Below are 15,323 nucleotides of genomic sequence, written 5' to 3'. Positions count from 1 at the left end.
CAGGTTAGGGTCGGGCGTACGTCGTTTCCCTCGTCTGGAGGTCCCGTGAGCAGCGGCCTTTACCGGAGCGCGCACGCCGCGCACGGCGGCGAGGGCATCGTCCGGGCTGATCCGGTCGACATACCGCCGCCGGCGGGTCCGCCGGCGATCGAGCAACCATCTTCCGACGGCGGGAGCGCCGCCGGCAACAGCGCCATCATGGCGGTCGGCAGCCTGGTCAGCAGGGGTACGGGCTTTCTTCGCACCCTGGTGATCTCGGCCGCGCTGGGCACCGCGGTCGGCGACGCGTACACGACAGCTCAGATCCTGCCCGGCATGGTGTTCGAGTTTCTCCTGGGCGGCGTGCTGACCAGCGTGCTGATCCCGGTGCTGGTCCGCCGGCGGGACACCGACCACGACCGGGGCGAGCTCTACACCCAGCGGCTGCTGAGCCTGGCCGTGGTGGCCCTGTTCGTGGCGACCGTGCTCGCCGTGCTGGCCGCACCGCTGCTCACCCTGCTCTACATCGACGGCGACACGTCGGGCGACACCCGCAACCTGATCAACCTGCTGGCCCTGCTGATGCTGCCGATGATCTTCTTCAGCGGGCTGTCGGCACTGATGAGCGCGATCCTCAACGTGCGCGGCCACTTCGCCGCACCGATGTTCACGCCCATCCTCAACAACATCATCGTGATCGCCTCGTTCGGGCTTTTCATCGCCGTGTACGGCGCCCGCGAGGACCTGGCCTCGGGCGACATGAGCGCCACGATGATCCTGCTGGTCGGCGGCGGCACCCTGCTCGGCATCATCGTCCAGGTCGCCGGGCTGGTCCCGGTGCTGCGCAAGGTGGGCTTCCACTACCGGTGGCGCGGCCAGTGGCGCGAGCTGGGCTTGCGCGAGCTGGGCCAGCTCGGCGGCTGGATGTTCTGTTACGTCGCGGTCAGCCAACTCGGCCTGATCGTGGTCATCAAGCTGGCCAACGCGGCGAGCGCCAAGGGCGACCCCGGCCCGCTGATCTACAACAACGTCTTCCTGCTGGTGATGACCGCGCACGGGATCATCGCGGTCTCGATCATCACCGCGCTGCTGCCCCGGATGAGCGCGGCGGCGGCCGAGGGGCGCTATCACGACTTCGCGGACGACGTTTCACGTGGAACGCGGACGGTCACCGCGGTGCTCGCGCCGATCGCGGTCTGTTACGCCGTGCTCTCGTACCCCCTCTCGGTGATCCTGTTCCACTACGGGGCGTTCACGTCGGACAACGCGACGGACACGGGAGTGGTGCTGGCCACCGGTGCCCTCGCGCTCGTGCCGTTCGCGATCAGCCAGCTGTTCACGTTCGCCTTCTACGCCCTGCCCGACACCCGGACGCCGGCGCTGGTCAACATTCCGGTGGTCGCGCTGCGGGTGCTCGTACAGGTGGGGCTGTTCCTGGTGTTGTCCACCTCGACCGTCGCGGCCGGCCTGATGTTCGGCAACGCAGTCTCTTACGTGGCCGCCGCGGTGGTGTTCGCGATGCTGCTGCGCCGCCGGATCGGCCCGATCGGGGCCGGGCGGATCATGGCGACGTTCGGCAAGGTGCTGGTCGCGGCCGTCGGCGCGGCGCTGGTGGGCTACCTGGTGCTCGCCCTGCTGCCGGACGACGACTCCGCCGACCGGATGATCGCCCTGGCCCGGCTCGTGGTCGGCGGGGGCGCGATCTGCCTGAGCTACCTCGGGTTGGCGATGGCGCTGCGGATCACCGAGGTGACCAGTGTGGTCGGTATGGTCCGGCGGCGGCTGGGATTCGCCCGCTAGCGGCTTGGTCGGGCGGTTCCGAACCTGGTCAACGGCTCGCATCGCGACTCGCCGAATAGCAAATCGTACGTTTTTCGGGTTCTCAGCATGTCGCTGCAAAGGCTGATTTGATGCCATTCGCAGTGCTCAGGGCACACGGTGAGTCCTCGATGACGGGTGAACGTGGCCTGTGGAGGTGTGGTCGGTCCCAGGTAAGGTCGCTCCCGACAGATGCGCCGAGCCCCTACGCTATTGAGGTGGCGCCGCCCCTTCGGTTCACACGGGGCGCAGCGCGCTGCCCCGGGGTGACTGCGAGACGGCGAGCGAGTCAGCATGGCGAGCGAGAAGAGCACCGAAGGAGGACCGGTGACCCAGGTCGGCGAGGGCCAGGAGGCCGAGGAGGCCACCACACCGCCCGTGCTGACCGTCGGGGCACCGCATGTCGGGGAGGTGCTCGCGGACCGCTATGAGCTGGCCGAGCACATCAACGACGACGCCGCCGGCCGCCAGGTCTGGCAGGGCGTCGACGTGGTGCTGCGGCGGCCGGTGGCGGTCGTGCTGCGTTACCCGGGCGGCGACTCCGCGCAGGAGATGCTCCAGGCCGCGGTGACCGCCAGCCGGGTCATCCACCCCAACCTCGCCGGCGTCTACGACGCGATCGACGAGGAGTCCCGCGCATATGTCGTGCGCGAGTGGATCGACGGCGAGGCCCTGCGGGAGTTGGTGGTCGAGGGGCCACTCGACGCCGAGCGGGCCACCTCCATCGCACACGCCGTGGCCAGCGCGGTGGCCGCCGTGCACGCCACCGGCATGGTGCACGGCAACGTCCACCCGGGCACGGTGATGGTCGCCGACGACAGCCGGGTCGTGCTGGCCGACGCGCGCGCGACCGAGGGCGACACACCCGACACCGACGTCCGCGCGATCGGCGGCATCCTCTACTTCGCCCTGACCGGGCACTGGCCGCACGCCGAGGTCGGCCCGTCGTCGCTGCCCGACGCGGTGCGCGACGGCTCCGGCGCGATCGCGGCGCCCCGGATGGTCCGCGCCGGCGTGCCGGCGTACCTCGACGACCTGACCATGGACCTGCTCGACGAGCGCCTCGCGCTGCCGTCGGCGGACGTGCTGGCCGCCGAGCTCGACCGGCTCGACGTGGCGGCCGAAGAGCCGTTCATCGTCGACGCCGGCCCCCTGCGCTTTTCCGCGATCGAGGAGGGCCTGCCCGAGCAGCCGCCGGCGACCCGCCGCAAGCTGATCATCGGGGTGGCCAGCCTGCTGGTCATCGCCACCGTCGGCCTGCTGCTCGGCATCAGCGTGCTGGCCGACCGCGGCGACTCCAACGACGCGGCCCCGGGGCCGGGTGGCGCCGCGGCCACCACGACCGAGCAGCCGACCGGTGGCACCACCGCGCCGGCCGCGCCGAAGGCCGTGCCCCTCACCCGTGACCAGGTCCGCATCGTCGACCCCGACGGCGACCGCACCGAGCTCGGTGACGCGGCGCTGATGGTCGACGGCAAGCGGGACACCGCCTGGGAGAGCGACACCTACAAGAACCTGCCGTTCGGCGACAAGTCCGGCATGGGCGTGCTGATCAAGTTCGCCGAGCCCACCGACGTCACCTCGGTGCAGGTCAACCTGTCCGCGACCGGCGCGTCGGCCGAGCTGTTCACCGGTCAGGGCGACAGCGGCAACACCAGCGCGGGTGACAAGAAGATCCTCACCGACTACAAGACCCGCATCGGCGAGCCGATCGAGAACCACGAGGCGACGACGCTGACGTTCGGCGGATTCCCGCCGGACCAGAAGCACCAGTACCTGCTGATCTGGTTCACCAAGCTCCCGCAGACCTCCGAGGGCAAGCTCCGCCTGGAGATCCAGGAGATCGCGGTACAGGCCGAGGGGTGATTCCGGCCCGCGGGGCATAGCGCGGCGACGATAAGGTGCAGCCGTGACCGCCGGCCGGCGCGACCCCGACTCCCTCGACGTGCCAGACGACGAGGCGTTGCTGCGCGCCCACGTCGCGGGTGACCAGGACGCGTTCGCCGAGCTGTTCCGCCGGCACCGCGACCGGCTGTGGGCGGTGGCGATGCGCACCCTTGGCGATCGCGAGGACGCGGCCGACGCCCTGCAGGAGGCGCTGCTCTCGGCGCACCGGGCGGCACCACGGTTCCGCGGTGACTCGGCGGTCACCACCTGGCTGCACCGGATCGTCGTCAACTGTTGCCTCGACCGGATCCGGCGGCGCCAGGCCCACCCGACCGTGCCGCTCCCGGACGGCAACGCCGACCCCGACCGGCCGACCGGCGTCGAGCCCGCGGCCCCGGTCACCGACCATGACACGGCGCTGGTGGTGCGGCAGGCACTGGCCCGGCTGCCCGAGGACCAACGGGCGGCGCTGGTGCTGGTCGACGTCCAGGGCTATCCGGTCGCCGAGGCGGCCGTGCTGCTCGGTGTCGCCGAAGGGACCGTGAAGAGCCGGTGCTCGCGGGGGCGCGCGCGGATGGCGCTGCTGCTCGGCCACCTGCGGCCGGGCACAGGCGGTGCCGGCGTGCCGTCCGCCACCGCACGGAACCGGCCGCCCGGCGGTGACGTCCGATCAGTGACCGACAGCAGCGGAGAGGGGGTGTCATGAGCGAGGTCGACTTCGACCTGCTGGCCGACTACGTCGGCGGCGCGCTCGCGGGCACCCCTGACGAGTCGCGGGTGGCCGCGCTGGTCGTGTCCGATCCGGTCTGGGGCGCGGAGCACGCGGCGTTGGTCACCGCGCTCGCGGCGACCGCCGACGATCTGACCAGCTTCGCGTCGGCTACTGCCGAACCCATGCCTGATGAGGTTGCCGCGCGGCTGCTGGCGGCGCTGCCGGCCTCTTCGGGGGTTGCTGGGGCGCCTGACGTCGGCCCCGCCCGTGACAACCGGGCGCCCCGTGCGCGCCGGCCCGAGGGTGGCAGCCCGCCCGGCCGGCCTCGCGCGACGGCGGCGGCGCGGCGGCGGGCGCGCTGGATCACCTGGGCGGCGCCGGCGGTGGTGGCGGTGCTGGTCGCGGCGTTCGGAGGTTTGTGGATCAGTCAGTCGGCCCGCGACAACGCGACGGTCGCCGAGTCCGCGGCCGGGGGCGCTGCGGATTCGGCCGCGGTGCCCGAGGCGCTGACCGTTCCGAAGTTCAGCACCGGGACCGACTATGACAGTTCCACGGTTGCCTCCGGCTTCGCCGGCCTAATGCAGGCCTACTCGACGCCGGGGACCCACAAGTCGGCGGCGGCGACGCAGGCCGGTGGTGACGACCAGTTCCGCAGCCAGGCGCTCAGCCCGGAGCTGGCCCGGCTCGGCATGGCGGCGGCGCTGGCGATCTGCGTCGACGCGATCGCTCGCGAGCACGGCCAGGGGCCGATCAACGTCACGGCCGCGGACTTCGCCTCGTACCAAGGCCGCCCTGCCTTGATCGTGTTCTTCACCGACGCGGCCAGTGCCCGCTGGGGCTGGGCGGTCGGCCCGGATTGCGGACCGGGCGGCACGGACGAGCTGTTCCGTTCCCGAGTAGGGTGACAAGTGACGCCTCCGGACAGACCGGACGCGCGGCGTGAGGTTGTCCACGCACGGGAATCCTTGCCTCGTACCATGACGTTCTTCCAGGTGCGAGGAACGCCATAACTTCGGGAGACGGCAGTGGACGAAGTCCGCAACTTGATCATCATCGGCTCCGGTCCGGCCGGTTACACGGCCGCGGTGTACGCCGCCCGAGCCAACCTGAACCCCCTGGTGATCGAGGGTGTGCAGTCGGGTGGTGCCCTGATGACCACCACCGAGGTGGAAAACTTCCCGGGCTTCCCGGACGGCATCCTGGGTCCTGAGCTCATGGACGCGATGCGCAAGCAGGCCGAGCGCTTCGGCGCCGAGTTCCTGACCGACGACGTGACCCGGGTCGAGCTGGTCGACAGCGGGCAGCTCGGCTCCGGCGTGACCCAGGCGGTCTACGTCGGCGAGACGGTCTACCGCGCCAAGGCGGTCATCCTCGCCACCGGCTCCGCCTGGCGGCCGCTCAACGTGCCGGGCGAGCAGGAATACCTGGGTCACGGCGTCTCGTCGTGTGCCACCTGTGACGGCTTCTTCTTCCGCGGCCAGGACATCGTGGTCGTCGGCGGCGGTGACTCCGCGATGGAGGAGGCGAGCTTCCTCACCCGCTTCGCCGCCAACGTGACGATCATCCACCGCCGCGACGAGTTCCGCGCGAGCAAGATCATGGCGCAGCGGGCGCTGACCAACCCGAAGATCAAGGTCGAGTGGAACTCGGTCGTGACCGAGATCCTCGGCGACGACGGCAAGGTCACCGGCGTGAAGCTGCACAACGTGCACAACGGCACGGCCAAGGAGCTGGCGGTCGCGGGGGTGTTCGTGGCGATCGGCCACGACCCGCGCAGCGAGCTGTTCCGCGGCCAGATCGACATGGACGACGACGGCTACGTCAAGGTGGCGTCGCCGACCACGCACACCACCCTGCCGGGCGTGTTCGCGGCGGGCGACCTGGTCGACCACACCTACCGGCAGGCAATCACGGCCGCCGGCACCGGGACCTCCGCAGCGCTCGACGCCGAACGGTTCATCGCCGCCCTGGAAGTCTGATTTTCCGCCGGCGTGAGTCCGGACACGACATGCCGCCGGGCGTTCCCGGAAACTACATACTTGTTTCAGCAATCGTTGGCCCGGAGGAGGATTTCAGGTGGGAGCGACCAAGTCGGTGACGGACGCCAACTTCGTCAACGACGTTCTGCAGGCGGACACGCCCGTACTCGTCGACTTCTGGGCCGAATGGTGCGCGCCCTGCCGCAAGGTCGAGCCGCTGCTCGAGGAGATCGCCAACGAGATGGGCGACAAGGTCCGGATCGTCAAGCTCAACATCGACGAAAACCCGGAGACCGCGCGCGCTTACCGCGTGATGTCGGTGCCGACACTCACCGTGTTCAAGGGCGGCGAGCCCGTGCAGTCCGTGGCCGGCGCCCGACCCAAGGGTGACCTGGTCAAGCTCATCGAGGCCGCGTTCTGACCTTCAGTTCCTCGACCCGCCCCCGCATCGCCGCGATGCGGGGGCGGCGTCGTCTCACGATCCTTCCGGCCCTGGCCAGGCGGCCACGATAGGCTCCGGAAGCGCGGCTTGCGTCACCCGGAGGAGGTAGTCCGTGCGTGTTGTCCGACGTGGAGACCGTGGTCCCGCGGTCACCGAGATCCGTGGCATCCTCGTCGGCCTCGGGCTGATCCCGGGCGCGCACGCCACCACGCCGGGCTCGGAGTTCGAGTCGAGCGACTTCGACGAGGTGACCGAGCAGGCGGTGCGGGCGTTCCAGCAGAGCCGCGGCCTCAGCAGCGACGGCGCGGTCGGTGCGGAGACCTGGCGGGCCCTGGTCGCGGCGCGCTGGCGCCTCGGCTCCCGGACGCTCTACCAGGCCATCCCCGACCCGCTGACCGGCGAGGACGTGCGGACGCTGCAGGAACGACTGCTCGAGATGGGGTACGACGTCGGGCGCGCGGACAGTGTCTACGGCGCCCGTACCGCCCGGGCGGTGGCCCAGTTCCAGCGTGAGGTCGGGCTGGCGCCCGACGGGGCCTGCGGCCCACAGACGATGCACGCCCTGCGCCGGCTGGGCCGCAAGGTGACCGGCGGCCGCCCGCAGTGGCTGCGCGAGTCGGACGCGTTCCGGCACTCGGGCCCCAACCTGGTCGGCAAGACGGTGATCGTCGACCCGGGTCACGGCGGCCCGGACCCGGGCGTGGTGGTGCCGTCGGGCGCGCTGCGGTGGACCGAGGCGGAGCTGGCCTTCGACATGGCGGCGCGGCTGGAGGGCCGACTCGCCGCCGCCGGGATGCGGGTGCATCTGACCCGCGGGCCGGCTCCCGCCGGTGAGCTGACCGACCTCGAGCGGGCGCAGCTCGCGAACGAGCTCGGCGGTGATCTATTCATCTCGCTGCACATCGACGGCCACGCGAACCCGTCGGCGGACGGGGTGGCGACGTACCACTACGGCACCAACCACGGCGCGGCTTCGACGGTGGGCGAGCGGTTGGCGGGCCTGGTCCAGCGGGAGATCGTGGCACGGACGGGGTTGCGCAACTGCCAGACCCACGCGAAGACGTGGGAACTGCTGCGCCTGACCAAAATGCCGGCGGTGCGGGTCGAGGTCGGCTATCTGACGTCGCCGATCGACCGGGAGAAGCTGGTGGATCCGCGCTTCCGGGACACGGTGGTGGAGGCGGTGGTGGCCGCTGTGCAGCGGATGTACTACCCGATCGACCAGGACGTCCCGACCGGCTCGATCGACGTACGCGAACTCCGCGCCGCGATCGCCGCCGCCCACGCGACGGCCTGACGCTCGGCCCGGCAGGTCCGCTCACCCGGCCGACTGATTCGCTGGCTCGGCGTCCGAGCCGACCGCCTGTTGCGGCAACACCTGCACTCGGCGCGCGTTGCCTGTTGCGGCAACCCCTCACCCGCGCGTCGTGGACTGTTGCGGCAACACGCCAGTTCGCAGGACGGTGCGTCGCAGCGCCGGCCGATCCGCTGACGGCCGTCTGAGATCGCTCGGGGCCAACCGCGCGCGCTGGCTCAGGGTCTGCTTCGCCCGCACCCGTTGCGGCAACACCCGGACCTCACGCTGACGACCGGTTGCGGCAACACGCCCATCTCGCGGCCCGACCGTTGCGGCAAACACTCCACCTCCCGGTCCCGACCGTTGCGGCAACAGCGGCATCTCGCCGTCCCGACCGTTACGGCAACACCTGCACCTCCCCGTCCCGGCTGGTTGCGGCAACACCCGCAACCGTCTGGGAGTCCGGGGTCACGACGCGCGGGCGACTGTCGGCAGCGCTCGATCACGGGGGACGCCCCCCATCGGCCGCATGGTGCGGCCCGCCGGCCTGGGCGATCGCGCAGAGCGGCGCTGTCAGCCAGGGTTGGGTTTGGTTGTGTTGCGCGGGCGTCGCAGCGAAGCGGAGCGAGCGGTGCCCGGCGGGAGCGACGGTCGTGCGCCCGGCGGACCCGGGACCGCCTCTTGATCTTCGGGTTTCGCTTGGGTCAGCCGTTGCTTGTGCGGGTCGCCGGGCGGACCGGGCGGAGGATGCTTTCCGGGCTCATCGAGCCGAGCAGCTTTTCCAACGCGTATTCGACGTCGGACTTCCACGACAAGGCCGTGCGCAGCTCCAGGCGCAACCGGGGATAACGCGGATGCGGACGAACGGTCTTGAAGCCGACGGAAAGGAAGAAATCGGCCGGAGCGAGGCAACCAGGCTCGTCGGGGGCGTCGCCGAACTTCGCGTCGCCGAAGGCCTCGATTGCTTTGATGCCGCGTTTGATGAGGTCGCGCGCCACGCCTTGGACCAGCATGCGGCCCAGGCCGCCGCCGGCGAAGGCGGTGACCACGTGGGCGTTCATCAGGAGGGCGGCGTCTGCCGAGACCGGGGAGGTCGGGAAGGCCATCGAGCGGGGGACGTAAGCCGGCGGGGCGAACATGACGAAACCCGCGGGCATGCCGTCGACGTAGATCAGCTTGCCGCACGAACCCCATTCGAGGAGGGTCTGCGAGACCCAGGCCTCCTTTTCCAGGCCCGGGTCACCGGCGGCGCACGCGCGCTCGGCCGAGACCGGGTCGAGTTCCCAGTAGACGCACTGCCTGCACGGGCGCGGCAGATCTTCCAGAGTGTCGAGAGTCAAGCTCACCAGACGACGTGACATCGCGGAACCTCGAAAACCGCTCGTTTGCCGGATCACGGTTATCGGAGCACGGTGGAGGTCGTGTGTGTCGCCCGCCTTGCCCCCAACCAGCGATCGTACGCCGGAACCGCGCAGGAGGGGAGAGGTCGGGCATCGCGCGTCCGGGGTCTGACCTGCCGGGGGACCCCAGGATTCCGCGATATGGACTGCGCTCGGGTAACCCGAAGGTGGTCTTCGACCCCGCGGTCTAACATCAACCAACCAGCGATGCGCCCGAAGGCGAGGTAGGGCATGACCGGGACGACGCTCGACGACTATACCGACCGCTACGCGCGGCGGGTTCGCGGCATGACGGCATCGGAGATTCGCGCTCTGTTCGCCGTCGCCAGCCGTCCCGAGGTCGTCTCGCTCGCCGGTGGTGCACCATACATCGCCGCTCTTCCGCTGGACGCCGTCGGGGAGATGCTCGGCAGCCTGGCCGCTGATCATGGGACGAGCACTCTGCAGTACGGCATCGGGCAGGGCACGCTCGAGCTGCGGGAGCGGATCTGCGAGGTGATGGCGCTCTCCGGCATTGACGCGGCCGCCGGCGCTTCGCCGGACGATGTCGTTGTCACCGTCGGGGGCCAGCAGGCCCTCGATCTCGTGTCCCGGCTCTTTCTCGACCCCGGCGACGTGGTGCTCGCCGAGGGTCCGACCTACGTGGGCGCGCTGGGCGCTTTCCAGTCGGCGCAGGCCCAGGTCGTGCACGTCGCGATGGACGACGACGGGCTGATCCCCGCCGCCCTTGAGGCGGCCATCGCCGAGGTCGCGCGGTCGGGGCGCCGGGCGAAGTTCCTCTACACGATCCCGACATATCAGAACCCGGCCGGCGTGACCATGACCGACGAGCGGCGTGACCAGGTGCTCGACATCTGCGAGCGGGCCGGGCTGCTGGTGGTCGAGGACGACCCGTACGGTCAGCTGTCCTTCGACGGCGAGGCGCCGCTGCCGTTGCGGGCGCGGCGCCGCGAGGGGGTCTTCTACCTCTCGACGTTCTCGAAGACGTTCGCGCCCGGTCTGCGCGTGGGGTGGATCCTCGCGCCGCACGCGGTTCGCGAGAAGCTGGTGATCGCGTCGGAGTCGCAAATTCTCTGCCCGAGCGCGTACGCACAGGCGGCGGTGACCACCTACCTGTCGACTATGCCGTGGCGGGAGCAGATAAAGACCTACCGCGAGGTCTACCGGGAGCGGCGGGATGCCCTGCTGGAGTCGCTCGCCGACCTCATGCCGGCCGGGACGACCTGGACCCGGCCCAGCGGCGGCCTGTTCGTCTGGGCGACGCTGCCGCCCGGGCTCGACTCGAAGGCGATGATGCCGCGGGCGATCGCGGCACGTGTTGCCTATGTGCCGGGGACCGGTTTCTACGCGGACGGCACCGGTGGCGGCAACATGCGGCTCAACTTCTCGTTCCCGTCGCCGGAGCGGATCCGCGAGGGCGTGCGGCGGCTCGCGGGTGTCATGGAGCAGGACCTCGCCATGCGGCAGGTGTTCGGCGCGATCAGCGCGGTCGCCAATCGCCGCCGTGGGCAGGCCGGATCCGACACTCCCGGTCCTGACTTGGCATGATCTGACCTATGAGTACGACCGATCTGCGCGTCCTTGTCCTCGCTGGCGGCCTGTCCTACGAGCGGGACGTGTCGCTCAAATCTGGCCGCCGGGTGATCGACGCGCTGCGTAGCGCCGGCATCGACGCACAACAGCGCGACGCCGACGTGTCGCTGCTGCCGGCGCTGCGGTCTGACCCGCCGGACGCGGTGGTGATCGCGCTGCACGGGGCGACCGGCGAGGACGGGTCGCTGCGGGGCGTGCTTGATCTTTGCGAGGTCCCGTACGTCGGGTGCGACGCGCGTTCCTCGCGGCTGGCCTGGGACAAGCCGTCGGCGAAGGCGGTGTTGCGCGAGCACGGGATTCCGACCCCCGATTGGGTGGCGTTGCCGCACGACCGGTTCTCCGAGCTGGGTGCGGTCGCGGTGCTCGAGCGGATCGCGTCGCGGCTGGGTCTGCCGTTGATGGTCAAGCCGGCGCAGGGCGGGTCCGGGCTCGGCGCCGCGGTGGTCCGGGACGAGAGCGCACTGCCGGCGGCGATGGTGGGTTGCTTCGCGTACGGGTCGACGGCGCTGGTGGAGCGGTACGTCACGGGGATGGACGTCGCGGTCACGGTGATCGACCTGGGCGACGGTCCGCAGGCGCTTCCGGCGGTGGAGATCGTGCCACGCAATGGGGTGTACGACTATGCGGCGCGGTATACGGCCGGTCTGACGACGTGGCACACACCGGCGCGCCTGTCTGATCCGGTGGCGCGGTCCGTCGCCTCGGCGGCCGTGGCGGCGCACAACGCGCTTGGTCTGCGGGACCTGTCGCGGGTCGATCTGATCGTCGACGAGTCTGGGGCGCCGCAGGTGCTGGAGGTCAACGTCGCGCCGGGGATGACCGAGACGTCGCTGATGCCGATGGCTATTCAGGCGGCTGGGTTGGACTTCGGCAAGGTGCTGGCGGAGATGGTCGCGCGGGCCGCAGGGCGGGTCAGCTGATCATCTGGCGGCGCATCGTGACGCGCGGCCAGCGGTCGAGGCCGTGGTCTGCTTCTCGGTTTCGGATCGCCGTGAGGTCTGGCGTCAGCTCGTAGTCGTCGAGCGTTCTGAAGCCGCAGCGTTCGTAGTAGCTGGCGTTCCATGGGACGTCGCGGAACGTGGTGAGCGTCAGGGCTGTGATCTCGTTCGTGCTGGCCGCTGCGGCGGCGTGGTCGATGAGTTGGCGGCCTATTCCTTTGCCCCCGTGGTTCGGGTGGACTGAGACCTGGTCGATGTGGAGGCCGGCGTCTATGTGGTCGGCGATGAGGTAGGCGACGGTCTCGTTGGTCTCGGTCGTGGCGACCCAGGCCGTTCCTTCTTGTTGGTGTCGCTCCAGGTCGGCCAGCGGCGGCGGGTCGTCGTCTGCGATCTCCGGCATGCCGATGGCGCGGAACATCTCGCCGGCTGCGCGCTCGATGTCCTGGAGCGTGGGGAGGTCTTCGGGTTGGGCCGCTCGGATCCGCACTCTGCCAATTCTGAGGGTGCTTCGTTTCACGTGAAACCAAGATTTGAGGGTCCGCGCTTCGTCGGGTTGGAGGCTGGCCGGTTCCACGTGAAACGGCCGCGCGGTCGGCGACGTCGCCGTGCTGCTTGGCTTCGGCCGCTCGTGGTGTTCCTTGACGGGCCGACGACTCGCCTACCGAGTCCTGGGCAGCGTCAGCGGGCCGAGGATGCGGTGCAGGAGAGCTGGTTGCGGCACGCCCGCCGAGGCACCGCTCGGGTCGGGGCACAGGCCGGGTGGAGGGTGCGGTCCTTCTCGAGGCTTGAGCTAGCAGGGACGCGGCCGTCGGTGGCCGGCGCGGGCGGCACCCTCGGTCGTCGCCGCGACGCACGTCCCGCTTCGGAACGGAGTATGAGGTGATCTCGCGACCGGCAGGGGCTCGCCGATCCTCGGGTTGGAACGAGCATGGGGCGCTCACGATCAGCTCGGCGGTCGGGGATGCTCACGGGTGCAACGTCGGGAGCCATGGGTGGGCACGCGGACGCGCGACGCTTCGCGTGCGGCGTCGACGCTGCCAGGGTCAATCGGGCCGGCTTAGCGGCTACGGCGCCATGGCCGCATTGTCCTATCCCGACCGGCGGGTCCGTCGACTTGTCCCAGTCGGGCGATTCCTGATCGATGCTCGGCACGTCGATGCCAGCCGCCATGGTTGCCGTTTCCAACCCGACGACCGCCTCGCTCCCGTGCCGACAGTGCCGGATTGAGGGTGCTGGCTCAGCGCCGGTGTGCCGTCACCGGCACCCGTTTCAGCGTGTCGTACGGACCCGTGACAGGCGGGGATCCAGATCGCTGCTCGGGAAGCTCGACGCGCCGGCGCGGCCGCCGCGGTCGTCCACCGAGTCGTCTACCGCGCACCGCTCCGCACGCAGCCCCACTGGATCTCGCCGCGCGATTCGGGCTCTGTCTGACGCAGAGGCGGCCGAATGCCGAGCCAGTGGAGCGGCCGCTGTGCAGGACACCGGCGGAGCGGACCCTCGCACCCTGTTCCTTAAGGTCGGTGCGGGTTACCGCTGACGCACCATCGATGATGGATCGTCGGCCCCGCGCTGCGACGCGCGCCGCGGCCGCCAGCAGGGGATGGGAAGAAGCAGAGCAGGACATGACCCGGCGTCCGTGCGACCATCAGCCCCCGTCGGACGCAGCGCGCGGCGATATGGCAACGACGAACGCAACGGGAACCACCCACCCTGACTCGACCAGAGTCGCTATCGGGAAGGCGATGGGACCGCCACCGATGCTGGACTTCGACGGCAGCCCGCGCACAGCCGCGGCGGATACGAGCGTCCGAAGGACGGTGACGTGCGTTGCCAGATCCGTCGTTCTGTGGCCGCCCGTCGGCGCGTCGTGGCCGCCAACGCGAGCAGCAAGCAGGCGGGAGGCCGGCAGGCGAGATCCGTTGGCCAAGCGACGACCCCAGCGTGTTGATGACCACCTGGACTAGGCGTTCGCGATTTGAACCCTAGCCCGCGAAGCGGCGGACCGTGGACAGGGACGGACACAGCTTGGCCAGCCAAAGCGCTCGATGTCCCTTCGCCCATCCAACTCGAGTTCGCAGCAGCGCGCGCAGACGACCCGGCGAAATCAACGGGCCGGACCCCTGCTTGACGCAACTGCCCGGCGCCGCCCGAACTGAGCCCCGAACCGTTGAGGCCGGGGCCGGGTTGGGTGCGTGCCGTGTGTTGCCCTCACAAACCAGCGCCGCAACGAGCGACCAACTTTGCGGCGCGAGGTCACGACACAAGCCGCGTGATGACGAGAGTGCCGTTGGCACCGGTGCCCAACGGACCGCCTCTCCAGGCGGACTTGGCCACGCGCCGGCACCATGACCCGCAGCCAGCGAAGCGAGCCAAGGTGTACAGCTCCGGCAACCAGTGGCTGCCGTCTCGAACGGCTCCCAGTCCTGCGCCTGCGACAGTTCCCACAGCCGGCGCCGAGCACGGAAACGGAGTTGCTGGCCCCGAGCCCGAACGAATTCGAGGGCACTGCCCGCAGGCAGATGCATCCGACGGCGGCAGGCGAAGACCGGCGCGCAATGCGCGCCTGCCCGCCATGCGCGCGTAGCCTCGTGATCGCGGGCGATAGGTTCGACTCTTAGGACGGCTCGACCCCCGCTCGCGCGAGCACTACCGACCGCTAGTGAAGGCTGGCCCCGCCTCGAACTCGTCGGCGCCTGCCGATCTGGCCGGCACGAGCCGCGACAAGAGAGGCGATCGGGCATTCCCCGAAGACGCAGCGGCGCGCGCTTCGCTGCCATCTGGCCGCGGACGGCACCCGTCCAGAGTTCGCCTGTCGAGTCTGGCGTTCTCGACCGCAATCCGGCTGTGCGACCGAACTCGACGAGCGCGGGCTGGTGTGGCCGTGGCGCGCGCCGCTGTTTCACGTGAAACATCGCGGATCGGCCCAGTAGCGCTGGGCTCCCAAAGGCCGGAGCGCGGCAACTGCCGCGACGAGCCGCATACGGGCCAGTTGGCGCCCACGTCGTCGGAGGCGCCCAAACGAATACCACCCGCGCCATCGGCGGGTCATCAGCCTGAGCAACGACACGCTCTCGTCGGCGCCGCCGACTGAGGAGGCCGCCCGCGGCCCCCCCATCCGTCGACCGGGACCACGCACGGGCCCGTCGGGCGACGACCAGGAGAGGGCGCCCCAGGCCCCCGTCCGTCGACCGCGACCGCGCACGGGCCCCTCCAGCCACGACCAGAAGACGCCGCCCCTCGGCCCCCGTCCGTCGACCGCGACCGCGCACGGGCCCTCC

The 15,323-nt window shown here is 70.5% G+C and carries 11 protein-coding genes; 9 read left to right on the top strand and 2 right to left on the bottom strand.

Annotated features, from left to right (window positions below; all coding sequences use genetic code 11):
* The first annotated feature begins 45 nt into the window (after positions 1–45).
* From murJ to Air01nite_RS11780, 7 genes are all read left to right on the top strand, one after another.
* Positions 46–1,779, top strand: a complete 1,734-nt coding sequence (gene murJ, locus Air01nite_RS11810; RefSeq protein WP_239090657.1) for a murein biosynthesis integral membrane protein MurJ — start codon at positions 46–48, stop codon at positions 1,777–1,779.
* 312 nt (positions 1,780–2,091) lie between these two features.
* A complete protein-coding gene (locus tag Air01nite_RS11805) occupies positions 2,092–3,663 on the top strand; it encodes a protein kinase family protein (protein ID WP_203702049.1) in 1,572 nt (523 codons plus the stop codon).
* A gap of 43 nt (positions 3,664–3,706) precedes the next feature.
* Positions 3,707–4,390, top strand: a complete 684-nt coding sequence (sigM, locus tag Air01nite_RS11800; protein ID WP_203702048.1) for an RNA polymerase sigma factor SigM — start codon at positions 3,707–3,709, stop codon at positions 4,388–4,390.
* Positions 4,387–5,301: an RsmA family anti-sigma factor gene (locus tag Air01nite_RS11795; RefSeq protein WP_203702047.1), complete on the top strand. Its 915-nt coding sequence runs from the start codon at positions 4,387–4,389 to the stop codon at positions 5,299–5,301. Before sigM ends, Air01nite_RS11795 begins: the two co-directional genes overlap by 4 nt.
* 120 nt (positions 5,302–5,421) lie before the next feature.
* A complete protein-coding gene (trxB, locus tag Air01nite_RS11790) occupies positions 5,422–6,375 on the top strand; it encodes a thioredoxin-disulfide reductase (RefSeq protein WP_203702046.1) in 954 nt (317 codons plus the stop codon).
* A gap of 97 nt (positions 6,376–6,472) precedes the next feature.
* Positions 6,473–6,796, top strand: coding sequence for a thioredoxin (gene trxA, locus Air01nite_RS11785; RefSeq protein WP_203702045.1), 324 nt, complete (start codon positions 6,473–6,475; stop codon positions 6,794–6,796).
* Positions 6,797–6,929: 133 nt separating this feature from the next.
* Positions 6,930–8,114 carry an N-acetylmuramoyl-L-alanine amidase gene (locus Air01nite_RS11780; RefSeq protein WP_203702044.1) on the top strand — a complete coding sequence of 395 codons (1,185 nt, stop codon included), beginning with the start codon at positions 6,930–6,932 and terminating at the stop codon, positions 8,112–8,114.
* 704 nt (positions 8,115–8,818) lie between these two features.
* Here Air01nite_RS11780 and Air01nite_RS11775 read toward each other — a convergent pair.
* Positions 8,819–9,475, bottom strand: a complete 657-nt coding sequence (locus Air01nite_RS11775) for a GNAT family N-acetyltransferase (RefSeq protein ID WP_203702043.1) — start codon at positions 9,473–9,475, stop codon at positions 8,819–8,821.
* A gap of 270 nt (positions 9,476–9,745) precedes the next feature.
* Between Air01nite_RS11775 and Air01nite_RS11770 the strand changes: the two genes are divergently transcribed.
* Positions 9,746–11,062 carry an aminotransferase-like domain-containing protein gene (locus Air01nite_RS11770; RefSeq protein ID WP_203702042.1) on the top strand — a complete coding sequence of 439 codons (1,317 nt, stop codon included), beginning with the start codon at positions 9,746–9,748 and terminating at the stop codon, positions 11,060–11,062.
* Between the two features lie 8 nt (positions 11,063–11,070).
* Complete coding sequence (locus Air01nite_RS11765) at positions 11,071–12,027, top strand: D-alanine--D-alanine ligase family protein (protein ID WP_203702041.1); 957 nt, start codon at positions 11,071–11,073, stop codon at positions 12,025–12,027.
* On the opposite strand, the gene Air01nite_RS11760 is transcribed toward Air01nite_RS11765, so the two are convergent.
* On the bottom strand, positions 12,020–12,562 hold the full coding sequence (locus Air01nite_RS11760) for a GNAT family N-acetyltransferase (protein WP_203702122.1): 543 nt from the start codon (positions 12,560–12,562) through the stop codon (positions 12,020–12,022). The two genes, Air01nite_RS11765 and Air01nite_RS11760, sit on opposite strands and share 8 nt — an antisense overlap.
* Between the last annotated feature and the right edge of the window lie 2,761 nt (positions 12,563–15,323).

Source organism: Asanoa iriomotensis, from assembly GCF_016862515.1.
Lineage (GTDB): Bacteria > Actinomycetota > Actinomycetes > Mycobacteriales > Micromonosporaceae > Asanoa > Asanoa iriomotensis.
The sequence above is the reverse complement of the archived record's forward strand: the minus strand, read 5'-3'. Positions and strand labels throughout refer to the sequence as shown.